Genomic DNA, 15830 nt, shown 5'->3' on the forward strand with positions numbered 1-15830 from the left:
CCCGACTGGCTTTGACTATCTCGTATTTTTCAAATGTCCTGTGATGAGCTCTCCGTTTTTGCAGTTCCAAGTTTATTCAGAATAGCGCGTGTCTCGGCCAAATCCGGACCATCGAACCCGGCGACTTCTTCAACCGCTTTTTTGATCCGGTTCAGGCAATCGGGGGTTGGATCAAGCTTTGCCAGCTCTTTGATCGTACGCAGCAGTGGACCAAAATGCCCGCGGTCCAGCGCCAAACTGACAGCCTGCTCGAAATGATCGATACACGCTTCTTCATGACCTTGGGCAAGCGACAGACGTCCTCTTAGCCGGGTCAAACCGACAATCCAGAATTGTTCCCCCCCACCCAACGTGATCTGCTCGGCTTCGTCCAAAAGCTCTTCTGCGAGTTCGAGATGTCCGTGCAGGATGGCCGCGTCTGCATAAAGATACAGAAAGAAACTCAACCCCAGCCGGCAGCCGGTATCCCGCCATTCCTGAAGACCAAGTTCGATTTCCTTCAGCGCGCCGTCGCCCAACTCGTTCCGGCGTGCCCATCCGTTCATGATCCGCGCCCATCCACGCCAGAACTGAAACGAGTACTCCTCTGACAGCGCAATCAGATTGGCCGAGCTTTCCAGTACAAGGTCTTCATCGCCGCGGAACTGCGAGATCCAACCCAGAAATGCATTTGCAAAGGATTGACTGAAGGGATGCGCTGTTTCTTCAGCGTGAAGCACGGCCTTTTCGATCGCGGCCAAAGCGCTTTTCGTGTCGCCTGACAACCAGCAAGACAGCGCACGATATCCCTGAAGCGCGACGGATAGATCAACGACGTCAAAATCCAGCCCCATGAACCGGTGCTCAAGCGACAGATTGACATCAATCCCTGCCTGCAAATGCGTTAGTGCGTCCTGCGGCTGGCCAAGATATGTCTGCAGCGAGCCAAGTGATCTCTCGGCGGATACAATAGCAAGAGGGCTTTTCAGATCCTGACAAAGCGACACCAGGCGATCCGCATTCTGTTTCGATACAGCATATTCGCCCCCCAGCATTGTCGATCGGAACTGGCCATAGACGACTTTAAACAACCGCTCTGTTTCGCCGTATTCACGACACAAGGTTTGTGCCCGGGCATAGGCGGAAAGGACCGAATTGTGTGCGTATCCTCGTACAAACGCCAACGGAACCGCGATGGTGATTTGCAGATCAATCTCGCGCCGGTCGCGGTCTTGCGAAGCAGGCAGTTCCTGCAGACATTCCAGGGCGTGTTGCAGATGGGTGATGGCCTCAACATTTGCAGAATGATCCAATGCCTGGCGCGCGGCCCGCATAAGGTTGAGCTCGGCCGCCAAATAATCACCGGCGCGCCAATAGTGATGGCCCAGAATCTCTGGCTCGTGTTTAACAATTTCCTTGTAGTTCTCTTCAAGAACCGCCGCGATTTGACCGTGCCATCTGGACGCCGTCGAACGCAGCATGGATTGATACGCCGCATCCTGTACCAAGGCGTGACGGAACCGATATGTGTCTTCCACGCCTCTCAGCCCGGCGGGAACAATCAACTCTGTTTCAAGTAGCTGCTCCAGCGCTCTGGTGATTTCCTGGTCGCTCCATTTCAAAACGTGGCTAAGCAGGTTTCTTTCAAAGTTGCGCCCGATTGCAGCAGCGACCTGCACGATCTCGCGGCTGGCGGATAAACGGTCCAGCCGGGCCATCAAGGAATCCTGCAGAGACTCCGGAATTGCCATGGACAACTCGGCCTTACTTTGCCCCCGGCTTACCAGCAGACCGGATTCCATCGCCATTTTGGTCAGTTCTTCGACAAACAGCGGCACGCCATCGGTTCGGTCTGCCAACTGGCTCAGAACCTCATCCGAAGGGCGGATTCCCGAAATGCTTTCAACCAGTTTGAAGATATCGCGCCGGACCAGACGGTTCAGCTCCAAGGTGGTGACATGTGACTGGTTTCGCCAGGGTGACTGGAATTCACTGCGGGCCGTCATCAAGACCAGGCAGCGTCTACTTGACAGTTGCTCAACCCATCCGTCGACAAACTCAAGCGTGGAAGCATCGAACCAATGTACGTCGTCTAGCAACAACATCAGCGGTGAAGATTGTTCTAAGCCTGCGCAAAGCCGCAGCAACGCTTCGATCAACGCACCCTTTTCCCGTTCAGGCGCCATTGGTTCAGCCGGGATTGAAGTGTCTTCCAGCGCCACTAGGCGCAGAATGGGCATAACACAGTCAGGATCATCGAGACCGAGTTCAGACAAAAACCCGATGATCTTAGCCCGGTTCTGTTCTGGAGTCTCATCAGGTGTCATTCCGGTCAACGCCGTAAGCGCGTTTTTTATCGGGTAAAATGCGCTGCTTTGATGAAGCGGTGAGCCGAACAGAATGAACTGCGACGCATCTTCTTCGGCCAGGTCATCGCTTAGCCCAAAGGCGATCTTAGATTTTCCGACACCCGCATCGCCGGTCAGCAACAGCACTTGCCCTTCACCTTCCAGCGCACCCTCCCACCGAGATCGGACCAAGGCAATTTCCGCCGTCCGACCGATGGTTGGTGTTTTGTCGTGTGAAAAGTCTTTGCGCCCCGTTTCGAACCCCAAAACCTTCTGCCGGGCCTCAAACAGTTCTAGCGGAGCGCTAATCCCTGCCAATTGCGGCGCGCCCAAAGACACAAAGTCGAGCCGTTCACCAATCAGGCGTCGCGTCACCTCGGAGATCACGACTTGCCCGACCTCGGCAACGGACTGAATACGGGCCGCCACGTTCGGTGTGTCTCCGAACAGCCACATCTTTTCGTCCAATGACGAGCTGTTGGCGGTGCCAACAACAACGGGTCCGGTATGCATTCCGATGCGAACGTTGGTCGCAACCGGCTGGCTGGAAAATCCAACTTCAATACCCTCTGCCATCTGGGTAATTTCAAGCGCGCACAGCGCGGCCGAATAGTGACTCGCCTCTTGCGCGACGGGGTAACCAAAGACAGCCACAACACCATCACCTGCATAGTTTGCGATCTCACCGCCAAATTTCGCAACCGTGCTACCGACCAGATCGCGATATTGGGTGATAAGCTCACGATAGTCTTCGGGATCAAATTTTTCGGACAACGCGGTAGAACCAACCAGATCGCAGAACATGACGGTCAGTTGCCGCCGTTCCGCAACATTTTCAGGTGCGGGCGTTAGTGGCGGTGAATTGTCTTGCTCTGACTTTTTGACCGGCGCTGATCCGACCACAGACGCACCGCAGGCCGTGCAGAACTTTGCCTTTTGCAAAGCTGGGGCTCCGCACGCTGTACACGTAAGGGACAGGGCGTTTCCACAGCTTTGGCAATATTTCGATCCGGCAGGATTGGCCGAACCACAATTTGGGCAATTAACGTCAGGACTTACCAAAATGGTCGCCTTCGTAAGTTTAGATAGATCAGGTCAAAATTAGAAACGATAGAACGAAATCACGGCTTCTTATAACATAATATCAACAATGCGTCGCCCAACAATTCCTGATGGATGAACCAGGCTGCAACTTCACCCGGCGCAAAGCCCCGTGGATCAACAAAATTACAGGGTTTCCTTGGGGCGGCCGGGATCGCCCGACGTACCTTTAGCCGTTGCTCGACCCATCTTCGGGGCGTACGAATCCCTGAATGCGATCAACGTTCATGACCTGAAAGAATGGGCTCTCGCTCCCTGGGGCAGAAAGAAAAAGGTGACCACTTTTTTTCAGGAACTTCGAAAAATCCGATCCTTTGCTCAGGTGTTTTTTAAATGCCTTTTCGTTTTTGTAGATTTCCACGAACACAATCTTATCGTCATCGCATGGCGGGACCGAGTCCGCGCCACCTGAGTGCACAAGGTAACCCCAGGTATCAGGTTCGTTTTTCTTGACGTCCCTAGCAAGCCGCCGGAGTGCAGCAATACCTTCGGACCGGGTTTCTGGGTTCAGATACCAAATCGCAATCGTGGTTAGCATTTCCTCGCTCCTTGCATGGGTTGGACCGATCGTCTAAATGCGGGTCCAACGGTTTGGTTGCCGCTCAATATTGGCAACGTCACCGGCGGAACGGGTCGCTAATCCTGGGCATTTGTCGAGTTCAATTCTTCACTTACTGCACAGGTCTTTGGCCACCTTGAACCGGTGACACGATTCCGCCGAAAAATAGTCTTTAACAAGTATCCAAGCGGTGATGGCTATGCATCTAGCTGCAAGTCGGCCGCACGTGGAAGAATGCGCCCGAACTCACCGCCACCGAGGCTGTGTTTGACCTGCGTGTATATCATAAAGACGGGCGTAAATCCTGAATTTATGTTGCGACCACGCCTTCTGCGACCCATTCGTCGAACTGTGCCAATACATGATCGCAAAACGCGGCATCGTTGATATGTGCGTCTATTTCGGTCATCGGAACGCGCCCGGGCATGACTTTACGGGCCTCATCCATCATCTCGGCCAGGGCTTCGGGATTATGCGCCTCTTCACCCTCCTTGTCCCAGGCTTCGACCCCGTGAACGGGCAGAAAAAAGTGAACCGGGCCAGTTGAGGCCTCCAATCGGTTGGTAAGCTCCCGCACCCAGGCACGGCGTTCATCGCCATTGAAGACCGAGCTTTTTATCAGGCGGTTGTGTTCATGAAATGGACGGTCGGCATACTGGTCAGGGATGTCCTGCCATCCGGCAAAATCCAAAAGATCCAACGCACCCGGTGCGACCAGTTGTGGCGTGCCGACACGCCCGGCATTTGTCACGCGATCCTCACCGCTGGAGACCACGGAACCCGCCATCAGGTTCCCGAATTCCTGCATGCAGAAGTCCATGACGCAGGCAAACGCCCCTTCTCCCGCCAGTTTTTCGAATGCCATGCCGCCCATTCCGGTGGAATGAAAAACGGCAACCTCGAACCCGCGCTCTTCCAGCGCTGGTTTGAGCGTTTTCATATAGCGCAGACACGAGGACCCAAGGCTGGTCATCCCGATCAGCGGTTTGCTGCGATCCGGCATTGTGGCAGCTTTTGTGGCACCAACAACAGCGCCGGCCGCTTGCGCAAGCGAAGATTGGCAGATCGAATTCATACCGTAGAGCCCCCCGGCCCACAGGATCATCTGAATGTCCGGAGCCAGTCGGTGCGGCGGGATCAGCGGAGAAAAACTGACGGTCGACACGATGTATTTAGGCACCCCCATGGGCAAGGCCTGTGCACAGTCCAGGGCCAGATCGGTGCCCATAGTGCCCCCGGTCGCCAGCATCCCGTCAAATCGCCCATCCGCATAGGCTTGGGTAACGGCCTTTGAGGCACCGTCTGACATCACGCGAAAGGCTTTGTTCTCGTCCCCTTGTGCGATGACATCTTCGATGGTCATTCCAACCGCTTGGGCGACGTCGTGCTTGGAGATGTCGGTTGGCTCCAAAGGGTCGCCCAATACCGAGACATCCATCGTCAACACATCCGCGCCCTGCGCCTTGATCGCCTGTTCGATGAACCGCATCTCGGGTTCTTTCGTGTCGTAGGTCCCAATCAGCAGGATTGTCTTTGTGGTCATTGGTTCCTCCTATTCATGCGACCTATGGGCCCCAGACAAAGCGGTGAAGACATGTCGTTCAGACGCCCCGCAGTCAGAGCTTTATCCAGGCGGTTTTCAATGCAAAGTACTTCTCAAGCGCGTGCAAAGATTTGTCATGCCCGTTCCCGGATTGACCCACGCCCCCAAGCGGAACGGTCAGGTCCGAGCCGCCATAGGTGTTCACATGCATGACCCCGGTCCGCACTTCGGCCACCATGCGATGCGCGCGACTGAGGTTTGAAGTCCAGACTGCGCCTGCGAGCCCATAGACTGTGGCATTGGCAAGCCGGATCGCCTCGGCTTCGTCATTGAACGGGGTCACGGCCAAGACTGGGCCGAAGACTTCGTTCTGAAACAGATGATCCGTTTCTTTGACACCTGCCATTACTGTAGGGGACATATAGTAACCCCCGGTTTCGGGCAGAATGCGGTTTCCGCCAGTACGACGTTCGGCACCTTCAGCTTCGGCCTTGGTAACGAACTCCAAATTGGCCTCTAACTCGGGCAGGCTGTGCACGGCACCAATCTGGCTGTTCAGGTTCAACGGATCACCAACGCGAAAGGCTGCGGCGTAGCGCGTGATCTCGGCGACAAAATCCTCGTAGATGTCCTGCTGCACCAGCAGGCGCGAGCCCGCGATACAGACCTGTCCGGAGTTGCGGAAAATCCCGGCGGCCGAGACCTTTGCAGCTTCCGCCAAATCGGGCGCGTCAGCGAAAACAATATTCGGAGACTTGCCGCCCAATTCCAGATAGCAGCGTTTCAGATTGGACCGCGCCGAGTATTCCAGCAGTCGCCGACCTGTCGCGCCGGATCCCGTGAAGACCATGATGTCCACATCCATCGACAAGGCCAAAGCTTCGCCCGCGACCGAACCACGCCCGGTCACCACGTTGAAGACGCCATCCGGAACTCCGGCTTCGGCAGCCAGTTCAGCGATTTTCAACAGGCTGAGCGATGCGCTTTCTGCCGGTTTCAAGACGATGGAGTTGCCCGCTGCAAGGGCAGGGGCGATTTTCCAACTGCCGATCATCAGCGGGAAATTCCAAGGCACAATCGCCCCGACAACACCGACAGGCGCATTATGCACGAGGCCCAGAACGTCATGGCTGGTCGGGGCAACCTGACCGTAAACCTTGTCGATGGCTTCGGCATAATACCGGAAGGTGGCGGCAGCCGAGAGCGCTTCGGCCTTGTACGCCATGTTAATCTCTGTGCCATTGTCACGCACACCCAGTACCGCGATTTCAAGCGCACGGGATTCGATTAGATCCGCCAGTTTCAGCAGAACCTTCTTGCGTCCTGCAGGGGCCATGCGCGACCACCGGCCATCCTCAAACGCGGTCCGCGCGGCGCGCACCGCTGCATTCACATCCGCCGGGCTGCCCTCGGCGATTTGAGCGAGAGGCTGGCCGTCGATGGGCGACAGCACCTCATGCAGGGCGCCAGTTTCACCGGCACGGAAATCGCCATTGATAAAGTGTCCGCGTGTGGCAATCTCCTGCACGCGCAAGGCATCGATGGAAGACTGATCCATGAAAGCTATCCTTGTTGGTTCGGGTGGTCGGAATCCACGGCTGGGACATGGGGTTCGGGGCGCAGCTTGTTTTTGAACTCGTAGTACAGCGTGCGGAAATGCAGGATCAGGATCAGCACAATCAGGCCGAACAGAATGGCTGCGATGGGCCGGTCGATGAAGTCCAGCGGCGTCTTGACCCGAGCCATTGCGCTGCGAAGCTTGGTTTCCATGATTCCACCCAGTACCATGCCCAGGATGATCGGGACGATCGGCAGATCAAGCCGTTTGAGGATCAGACCAAAGACGCCAAACCCCGCAGCGATCGCGCAATCGGTGATCGAATTGCGCAGGCTGTATACTCCGACAAAAGCAAGGATCAGGATCATCACGCCGAGGAAGCGTGTGGGGATTTGAATGATCTTTAACAGCAGGTTTGTCGAAAACAGCAGAAAGACCAGAACGATCACATTCAGCAGGATCAGCGCCATATATAGGGCCATGACGAAATCCATCTGGTTCTCAAACAGTTGCGGGCCGGGGATCACGTTATGAACATAGAAGACCGACAGCATCATCGCCGTAAGCGCTTCGCCGGGTATACCGAGGGCGAGTAGGGGGATCATCGCTGCCCCCGGCACGGCGTTGTTCGCGGCTTCGGATGCCACCAACCCTTCGGGCGAGCCATCGCCGAATTTGTCGGGATTTTTCGAGCTTTTCTGAGCATAAGTGTAGGACAGAAACTGCGAAGTGAACTCACCTGTTCCCGGCACCATGCCCATAAATACCCCGATGCTTGAAGAAACGGTGGCGATCCGTTTTAGGCCCAACAGTTCCTTCAATCCGGCAAAGATATTCCCGCTGACATGGGTGTCCTCTGGAGCGTGGTTCTTTTCCAACAGCAAAAGAAAAGCCTGGCTGAGCGCAAACAGGCCCAGCACAACCACGATCAGGTCAACGCCTGACGCCAGCCAACTTTGATCGAATGTATAGCGGCGCGTATATTTGACGGGCTCCAGTCCGACCGTGTTCAAAAAGACGCCAAATGCAGCAAGCATACCTGCTGCAAAGATCTGTCCTCGATGGGCTAAAACGACCAGAACTATACCCAACAACGCGGCCAAAAAAATCTCGCGGCTGCCAAAATGCGGGGCGATCATGGCCAACACGGGCGAGAGGACCATCAGGCAGATGATGGCAAAGACCCCCCGAAGAATGAAGCTGAATAAGCCAGCGATAACGCCCTGTGGCCTTGGCCGCGCTTGGTCATTGGATAGCCATCATAGGTCGTCAGCGCATTGACCGCCGTGCCGGGCGTGTTGATCAGGATGGCCGGGATCGCGCCGCCATACATGGATGATCCGTAAATCCCCAACAACAAGGTCAGACCGACGATGGGCTCAAAGGCAAAGGTTGCGGGCAACAGGATGGCGATGGCAACGGCAGCGCCCACACCGGGCAGCGCGCCGATGATGACACCACCGATCGAGCCGATGAACAAGGCCACGATGACCTGCCATTGCAGCAGGATTGAAACACCGGACAGAAGGGTATCCATACGTACCTCCCTACAAATATGTCAGCGCAAAGGCGCGGATCGAGTCGGGAAGGTATTCATAGACAGCCCCTGCCGGGATTTTGACTTGCAGAAACGCTCGGAACACGATGGTGACGACGAAGCCGAACAGGGCTGCGATGCCGATCGCGCCCGAGCCTCGAAACCCTGAGCGCAGCGTCAGAAACACCGCGAACAACATGGTGGACGGCAGATAGCCAAGCTGTGGCACCAGTAGGACATAAATCAGGAAATAAGCCACATATTCCAGAGACCGGACCCAAAACCCGACCTCGGCCCAACGACCATCGATCCGATCGGATAAGGCAGAGCTGAGCCAATGTAAAAAGCTGAACAAGACCATGCACCACACGGCAACGGTGGGCCACAGACCGGGTTGAGCAAACCATTTGGTCCGCTTGACGACCTGCGTCTGCTCCCCAAGCTGAGACAGCAGAAACACCGAGAAAGCCAGGAACAATACGGCAAAGACAATATCACCCGGACGGCGATACCGTTTGAACATGTCCTGAAGCGTTCTTGCGATCATTTCATCCTCCCAGCCCTATGAAGAAGGCGCGGAAATCACTGCCCGCGCCTCGATCCGGGGTGTTACTCGCCTAGAATCTCTTCTATTTTGGCGAATGACGCTTTATCTTGCTCGATCTGGGCATTCGAAGCATCGGGATCCTGCCAATAGATCAGCGCACCGGTTTCTTCGGCAAGCTTTTTAGCCTTGTCCGATTGCAGTGCTTTTTGGGCTGCGGCGGTGATTTTTTCGCGAGCCTCGGGCGGCGTGTCTTTGTGAACAAACAATCCGTTCCACAGTGCCAATGGCAGGTCTGGGTTAAGCTCAACCACTGTCGGCGTATCCGGTACCAGAGCGATCCGGTCGCCGCCGATGCTGGCCAGCACGTTCACTTCATCCAGACAGGGCAGAATAAGCTGGAGCGTGGTGTTGATGACATCAACGTCACCGGACGCCAAGGTGTTGCAGTCCAGCGCATCGAACGCGGCTTCGCTGGCAAAGTCGAAACCGCTGCTGACAGCGGCGGCAAAAGTAACCTGCGTGGGTGGCAGAACCGAGCCAAAGTGGCCGAGTGCCACGTCGTTTGACTTGCCGTGTTCCACCAACTCATCCCAGCTTTGGAACGGGGCGTCTTTGCTCGACGCGATTACGAACGGGTAGGTCAGGAAGATGCCGATCGGTTCAAACGGGTTCGGGTTCAATTCAGGAATACCAATCTCGGGCCCGATGACTGGAACACCAATCACAAACGACCCGATCGTATAGCCATCCGCCGGTGCTGTGGCGACTTCAACTGCGCCGGGGAAAGGACCGCCACCGCCGCCGGGCTTGTTCACAACAGCTGCCGGTACCCCGTACATCGCCTGAAATTCATCTGCGATCATTCTGGTCAGGACATCTTCAAGATCACCCGGAGGCCAAGGAACCACAAAGGATACCGGCTTTTCGGGGTATTCTGCCAAAGCGGCCGTTGCAGAGGCGGCCATCACGGCTGCCGCAATAAACTTTTTCATTTACACCTCCCAGTGTATGGTTCATTATTTGAACCGTGTTAACAATAATAATCTTGCTTTGTTAAGTTCATTCTGTCAAGGATAACCTCAGGGGAAGGAGGCAAAACACATGGGTGCCGCACTTAATGCGCTAAAAATGCTGGACTTATTCTCAAACACGATGGCCGAAATCGGCCTGAGTCAGGCCGCGCGCCTGTCAGGATTGAACAAGGCGACAGCCCTGCGTCACCTACGAGCGCTTGAAGAATTCGGGTTGATCGAACAAAACCCGCAGTCCAAAACCTATACCATCGGACCGGCTGCGCTGCGGCTTGCGGCACTGCGCGAGATTGCCAAACCCGGCCTTGAAGGCGCGCGCCAGAAAATGCACTTGGCCATGCAGGAGGTTGGCGAAAGCCTGCACCTAACGCTGCTGGAACAGGGCAGCCTGCAAACCGCCATCGTGGTTGAGACGACCAAGCACAGCGTTCGCGTCAGCCTTGATCCAAGCGAGATCATCCCGGTCAACGCGACTGCGGCGGGTCTATGTATGCTCAGCTTTGGCCCACCTTTCCTGCTGGATCGTCTGGATCAGGAAGCGCAGGTACGTTTCACCGAATCCACCCTGACAGACCCGGATCTGATCAAGGAAAAAGTTGCTCTGATCCAGCGGGCTGGCTGGGCCAACAGCAACGGCAGCTACGAAGAAGGTGTTTTTGGTTTTGCAACGCCAATCTTTGGCATCGATCAAATCGCCCTTGGAACCATTTCGATCGCCGTGCCCGAGATTAGAGCCACTCATGAGCGCCTGCCCTTGATCTTGAAATCCCTTCAATCCCTCTCGCGCGATCTGACCGCAAATTTCGGCGGCCAAATGCCCGAGGCCTTTCCAACCGAGTTCCACCCATAAGCGAAAGTGGACAACCCCCGGAGAACCGCAACATGAAAGACTCCAACTTTCTTAAGGAGAACAACGCCCGCCATTTCTGGCATCCGATGGCGCACCCGGCCGACAGCCGGAACAACCCTCCGACCATTCTGACCGGTGGGGAAGGGGTTAGCATCATCGATGTGGACGGGCACAAGGCCATCGACGCCGTGGGTGGCCTTTGGAACGTCAATCTGGGCTATTCCTGCGATCCGGTGAAACAGGCGATCACTGATCAACTAAATGCGCTGCCGTATTATTCGACCTTCCGGGGTACGAGCAACGACAAGGCGATCGAGCTGTCTTACGAGTTGGCACAGTTCTTTGCTCCTGATGGGCTGACACGCGCCTTTTTCACCTCGGGCGGATCGGATTCTGTGGAAATCGCACTAAAGCTTGCGCGTCAGTTCCACAAAGTTCGGGGTGAGGCCGGTCGCACCAAGTTCATTAGTCTCAAGCAGGGATACCACGGCACCCATTTCGCTGCCGCTTCGGTTAACGGCAATCAGAAGTTCCGCGCCGTGTATGAACCCATGATGCCCGGCTGCTTTCATGTGCCCGCACCTTGGACCTATCGCAATCCGTTTGACGAAACCGACCCTGAACGCCTGGCTCAGCTTTGCGTCAAAGCGCTTGAAGCCGAGATTGCGTTCCAGGGGGCCAACACGGTTGCCGCCTTCATCATGGAGCCGATTTTGGGCGCAGGCGGCGTAATTCCGCCGCACAAAAGCTTTATGCCCATGGTGCGTGAGGTTTGTTCGAAGAACGGTATTCTGCTGATCTCAGACGAAATCATCACGGCGTTTGGTCGAACCGGTAGTGAAAGCGGAGCGAGACATTGGGGCGTCCAGCCTGACATCATGACGACGGCCAAGGCGATCACCAATGGTTATTTCCCGTTTGGCGCCGCGATGATCTCGGGGGCAGTTGCCGAGGTATTTGAAAATGACACAACCGGGTTGGCATCCGTTGATCAGGGATACACCTATTCCGGTCACCCCGTCGGCGCGGCGGCGGCACTGGCGGCTCTTTCAGAAATCAATCGTCTGCGGATTTGGGAAAACGCTGCAGCACGCGGGGATGAGCTGTTCGAGGGCTTGAAGAAACTGGCTGAAAAGCACGAGGTGATCGGTGACGTCCGAGGGGGCGAGGGCCTTATGTGCGCGCTGGAACTGGTCTCGGACCGCGCAACCAAAGCACCGATTGCCAAACAACTGCCAATACAGGTGCAAAAGGCAGCTTATGAGGATGGTGTGATGGTGCGCGTATCTGGCAACAACATCATCATTTCCCCACCTCTGATTGTCACATCCGACGATGTTGCCAAGATCCTGTCAGCGCTGGATACAGGATTGTCGAGTTTGTAGTCGTCGCGCAGACCCCGCTTGCCAACTGGCGGGGTCAAACCTTAACAGCCTGCAGCTCTTCAAGTAGGTCCAGTAGCTCATCAAGCTTCTCTCGCCCCATCTGCGCCTCAATACTATTTGAAATGGCCAATGACGCTTGAAGGTTGTCTTTCAAAATCTGCCGACCCGCATCTGTAATCATCACCATCGTCCGCCTTTTATCCTGGCTGTCCTGACGACGTGTGACCTGCCCATCGGCTTCCATACTGCGCAAAATGCGGGTCAGACTGGGCAGCAACAGACAGGCTTCTTTGGCGATGGCGCTTTGTTCGACCTCGCCAAGTTCATCCAGCACGCGCAGGACGCGCCATTTTTGCTCGGATATCTGTATATCCTGCAGCATGTCCCTGATGGGGGCCATGATCGTTTCGCGGGCGCGCAATAATGCAATGGGAAGCGACCTTGAGGTGCTCTTGGTATGGCTTTGAGTGTTCATGCCGCCTTCTAGTGTGCTGCCCTAGGAAATGCAAAGATTAACAACGCAACTTCTTGACGACATAATCTCATAATGCTAAACATGTTAATTAATAACGGAGGAATCATGCCGCATTTTCACGTCGAATATTCCGGGAATCTGGAAGACAGGATCGACATGGGCGGTCTGTGCGATTGCATCCGTGCAACGGCCGCTGAGATTGACACCTTTCCGCTAGCAGGCATTCGCGTCCGAGCGATCCGTGTTGATCACTATGCCATCGCAGACGGAAATCCAAAGCATGGGTTCATCGATATCTCGATCCGGCTGCGGGCCGGTCGTTCGCAGGCCGTCAAGAAGGACGCAACGCAGCGCATCTTCGAGGCGGCACGAACCTATCTGGAATCCGCCATGAGCCAGCATTCCATCGCGCTGTCGCTTGAGATGCGCGACATCGATCCCGACCTCTCCCCCAAAACCGGTACGATCCGCGACCATCTGGAGGCCTGACCATGAGTGACCTGCACAAGAATATTGAACGGCTTGATGGTTTCCTTGCCCGTTTCAAGAGGACTGGGATAAAGAACCGGATCGCAGGAGAAGATCAAGATGGGTCAGCAGGGGTGTTCCAGTCGATCTCTCCGGTGGATAAATCGGTGATCTGCGACGTTGCCCATGGCACGGCGGAAGATATCGATACGGCGGCACAGGCCGCGCATAATGCCTTTGCAGACTGGCGCGACATGCCCGCTACTGAGCGCCGCCGGATATTGCTTAAAGTTGCAGATGGCATTGCGGCAAGAGCCGAAGAGATCGCGCTGTGCGAATGCTGGGATACCGGTCAGACCCTGCGCTTTATGTCCAAAGCCGCTTTGCGAGGGGCTGAGAATTTTCGCTATTTTGCCGATCAGGTGGTTCAGGCGCGGGATGGTCAACACCTGAAATCACCGACACTGATGAACATAACCACCCGCGTCCCAATCGGGCCCGTTGGTGTCATCACGCCGTGGAACACCCCGTTCATGCTTTCGACATGGAAGATCGCTCCGGCACTGGCCGCTGGCTGTACGGTCGTCCACAAACCAGCTGAAGATTCACCGCTGTCTGCGCGGCTATTGGTCGAAATCGCGGAAGAAGCCGGTCTGCCCAAGGGTGTGCTAAACACTGTCAACGGTTTCGGTCCAGACGCCGGTAAACGGCTGACCGAACATCCATTGATCAAAGCCATTGCCTTTGTCGGTGAAAGCCGTACGGGCAGCATCATTACCAAGCAAGGCGCAGATACGCTTAAACGGATGCATCTGGAGTTGGGCGGTAAGAACCCGGTCATCGTCTTTGACGACGCCGACTTGGATCGCGCGCTGGATGCGGTGATCTTCATGATCTATTCGATCAACGGCGAACGCTGCACGTCTTCTTCGCGGCTGCTGGTACAGGATACGATCAAGGAAGAGTTCGAAGCCAAGCTGATCGAGCGCGTGAACAATATCAAGGTCGGGCACCCGTTGGACCCTGCAACCGAGATTGGCCCGCTTGTAACGGAAGAGCATTACAACAAGGTCACCTCATATTTCGACATCGCCAAAGAAGACGGCGCGACCGTCGCGGCCGGTGGCGTCAAGGTGGGCGAAGAGGGGTACTTTGTACGGCCCACCCTGTTTACTAACGCTAACAATCAAATGCGCATCGCACGCGAGGAAATCTTTGGCCCTGTCCTGACCGTGATCCCGTTCTCGACTGAGGAGGAGGCGCTGCAGATCGCAAATGACACGCAATATGGTCTGACCGGCTATGTCTGGACCAACGATCTGACCCGCGCGTTACGTTTCACGGACAAGCTTGAGGCCGGAATGATCTGGGTGAACTCGGAAAACGTGCGCCATCTGCCCACACCGTTTGGCGGGGTCAAAGCATCCGGCATCGGGCGCGACGGCGGCGACTGGAGCTTTGAGTTCTACATGGAACAAAAGCATGTCGGCTTTGCCACAGGCCAGCACAAAATCATGCAGTTGGGTAAGCTATAGCGGCCCCTCAAACGACAATCGCGCGAAAAACCTTAACTCCAGGAGGAGACCATGGGAGAAATCGTTCTTGCCGCCAAAATGACCCATGTACCGACTCTGCTCATGTCTGAGCAGGAAGGCCCGGTTAAAGGCAAACGTCAGCCCGCCATTGATGGCCACCGCGAGATCGCGCGCCGCGCCAAAGCACTGGGGGCGACCACGGTGATCATCTGTGACACCCATTGGGTGATCAATGCCGGGTTCCACATCAACGCCAATGAGAAGTTCGAAGGCCTGTTCACGTCGAACGAGTTCCCGCAATTCATTCAGGACCTGCCCTATTCCTATGAGGGCAATCCTGAAATGGGTGATGCCATCGCAAAGATCGCGTCGGACAAAGGCGTCTACACTTTAGCGCATCACTTGGACAGTCTCGAACTGGAATACGGTACGCTGGTCCCGATGCGCTTCATGAGCCGCGAGCATGATATGAAAGTCGTCTCAGTCGCGGCCTGGGCCACGGTGCATAGCCATGACGAAAGCAGGGTCATTGGTGAGGCCATCCGTGAAGCGGTTGAGGCCAGCAATGAAAAGGTGCTGTTGGTCGCGTCAGGCTCGTTGTCGCACAAGATCTGGGCGAACAAGGATTATGCCGCCAATAACGGCACTTTCACCATCAGCTCGGAATTCAACCGTCAGATGGACTTGCATGTGCTTGAGATGTGGAAGAACGGCGACCACGCCACGTTCCTGAAAATGCTGGGCGACTATGCCTATTTCTGCTGCGGCGAAGGCTCGATGCATGACACGTCGATGCTCTACGGAGCGTTGGGTTGGGACGCCTATGACAAAAAATGCGAGGTTGTGACCGAGTATTTCCCAAGCTCCGGCACTGGTCAGACCAACGCCATCTTCCCCGTTTAACAGGAGGTTTC

The 15830-nt window shown here is 55.7% G+C and carries 12 protein-coding genes and 2 pseudogenes; 5 read left to right on the forward strand and 9 right to left on the reverse strand.

From position 1 onward, the window contains the following. Positions 1-29: 29 nt before the first annotated feature. From AC1DFB_RS19680 to AC1DFB_RS19715, 8 genes and pseudogenes are all read right to left on the reverse strand, one after another. Positions 30-3269, reverse strand: coding sequence for an adenylate/guanylate cyclase domain-containing protein (locus tag AC1DFB_RS19680; protein ID WP_480922840.1), 3240 nt, complete (start codon positions 3267-3269; stop codon positions 30-32). 27 nt (positions 3270-3296) lie between these two features. After that, positions 3297-3389, reverse strand: a pseudogene (locus tag AC1DFB_RS19685) (zinc-ribbon domain-containing protein); the annotation flags it as partial. Positions 3390-3597: 208 nt separating this feature from the next. Continuing rightward, on the reverse strand, positions 3598-3966 hold the full coding sequence (locus AC1DFB_RS19690) for a putative quinol monooxygenase (RefSeq protein WP_480922826.1): 369 nt from the start codon (positions 3964-3966) through the stop codon (positions 3598-3600). Between the two features lie 331 nt (positions 3967-4297). Next, entirely contained in the window at positions 4298-5530 is a 1233-nt protein-coding gene (locus tag AC1DFB_RS19695) for a Tm-1-like ATP-binding domain-containing protein (RefSeq protein WP_480922827.1), read from the reverse strand. Positions 5531-5603: 73 nt separating this feature from the next. Beyond that, a complete protein-coding gene (locus AC1DFB_RS19700; protein WP_170736129.1) occupies positions 5604-7088 on the reverse strand; it encodes an aldehyde dehydrogenase in 1485 nt (494 codons plus the stop codon). A gap of 5 nt (positions 7089-7093) precedes the next feature. Continuing rightward, a pseudogene (locus tag AC1DFB_RS19705) lies at positions 7094-8625 on the reverse strand (tripartite tricarboxylate transporter permease). Positions 8626-8635: 10 nt separating this feature from the next. Continuing rightward, positions 8636-9172, reverse strand: coding sequence for a tripartite tricarboxylate transporter TctB family protein (locus tag AC1DFB_RS19710; protein ID WP_170394014.1), 537 nt, complete (start codon positions 9170-9172; stop codon positions 8636-8638). Positions 9173-9234: 62 nt separating this feature from the next. After that, positions 9235-10164: a tripartite tricarboxylate transporter substrate binding protein gene (locus AC1DFB_RS19715; RefSeq protein WP_170394012.1), complete on the reverse strand. Its 930-nt coding sequence runs from the start codon at positions 10162-10164 to the stop codon at positions 9235-9237. 109 nt (positions 10165-10273) lie between these two features. On the opposite strand from AC1DFB_RS19715, the gene AC1DFB_RS19720 reads away from it, so the two are divergent. After that, positions 10274-11053: an IclR family transcriptional regulator gene (locus AC1DFB_RS19720; RefSeq protein WP_170511797.1), complete on the forward strand. Its 780-nt coding sequence runs from the start codon at positions 10274-10276 to the stop codon at positions 11051-11053. Between the two features lie 32 nt (positions 11054-11085). Then, entirely contained in the window at positions 11086-12438 is a 1353-nt protein-coding gene (locus AC1DFB_RS19725; RefSeq protein WP_480922828.1) for an aminotransferase class III-fold pyridoxal phosphate-dependent enzyme, read from the forward strand. Between the two features lie 34 nt (positions 12439-12472). Here the strand turns inward: AC1DFB_RS19725 and AC1DFB_RS19730 are convergent, their stop codons facing one another. Continuing rightward, positions 12473-12838 carry a MarR family transcriptional regulator gene (locus AC1DFB_RS19730; protein ID WP_480922829.1) on the reverse strand — a complete coding sequence of 122 codons (366 nt, stop codon included), beginning with the start codon at positions 12836-12838 and terminating at the stop codon, positions 12473-12475. Positions 12839-13018: 180 nt separating this feature from the next. Between AC1DFB_RS19730 and AC1DFB_RS19735 the strand changes: the two genes are divergently transcribed. Genes AC1DFB_RS19735 through hpaD form a run of 3 tightly spaced genes read left to right on the forward strand, consistent with a single transcriptional unit; the run spans position 13019 to position 15819 of the window. After that, positions 13019-13402: a 5-carboxymethyl-2-hydroxymuconate Delta-isomerase gene (locus AC1DFB_RS19735; RefSeq protein WP_170511801.1), complete on the forward strand. Its 384-nt coding sequence runs from the start codon at positions 13019-13021 to the stop codon at positions 13400-13402. Positions 13403-13404: 2 nt separating this feature from the next. Beyond that, positions 13405-14916 (forward strand): 5-carboxymethyl-2-hydroxymuconate semialdehyde dehydrogenase, encoded by a 1512-nt coding sequence (hpaE, locus tag AC1DFB_RS19740; protein WP_480922830.1) that lies wholly within the window; start codon positions 13405-13407, stop codon positions 14914-14916. 51 nt (positions 14917-14967) lie between these two features. After that, entirely contained in the window at positions 14968-15819 is an 852-nt protein-coding gene (gene hpaD / locus AC1DFB_RS19745) for a 3,4-dihydroxyphenylacetate 2,3-dioxygenase (protein ID WP_480922831.1), read from the forward strand. Positions 15820-15830 lie beyond the last annotated feature (11 nt).

Source organism: Ruegeria sp. S84, from assembly GCF_056583445.1.

Bases quoted from the DNA above. Each gene is read 5' to 3' on its own strand.
- AC1DFB_RS19725 (WP_480922828.1), top strand. From the start codon at position 11,086: ATGAAAGACTCCAACTTTCTTAAGGAGAACAACGCCCGCCATTTCTGG.
- AC1DFB_RS19735 (WP_170511801.1), top strand. From the start codon at position 13,019: ATGCCGCATTTTCACGTCGAATATTCCGGGAATCTGGAAGACAGGATC.
- AC1DFB_RS19695 (WP_480922827.1), bottom strand. From the start codon at position 5,530: ATGACCACAAAGACAATCCTGCTGATTGGGACCTACGACACGAAAGAA.
- hpaD (WP_480922831.1), top strand. From the start codon at position 14,968: ATGGGAGAAATCGTTCTTGCCGCCAAAATGACCCATGTACCGACTCTG.
- hpaE (WP_480922830.1), top strand. From the start codon at position 13,405: ATGAGTGACCTGCACAAGAATATTGAACGGCTTGATGGTTTCCTTGCC.
- AC1DFB_RS19720 (WP_170511797.1), top strand. From the start codon at position 10,274: ATGGGTGCCGCACTTAATGCGCTAAAAATGCTGGACTTATTCTCAAAC.
- AC1DFB_RS19715 (WP_170394012.1), bottom strand. From the start codon at position 10,164: ATGAAAAAGTTTATTGCGGCAGCCGTGATGGCCGCCTCTGCAACGGCC.
- AC1DFB_RS19710 (WP_170394014.1), bottom strand. From the start codon at position 9,172: ATGATCGCAAGAACGCTTCAGGACATGTTCAAACGGTATCGCCGTCCG.
- AC1DFB_RS19700 (WP_170736129.1), bottom strand. From the start codon at position 7,088: ATGGATCAGTCTTCCATCGATGCCTTGCGCGTGCAGGAGATTGCCACA.
- AC1DFB_RS19690 (WP_480922826.1), bottom strand. From the start codon at position 3,966: ATGCTAACCACGATTGCGATTTGGTATCTGAACCCAGAAACCCGGTCC.
- AC1DFB_RS19730 (WP_480922829.1), bottom strand. From the start codon at position 12,838: ATGGCCCCCATCAGGGACATGCTGCAGGATATACAGATATCCGAGCAA.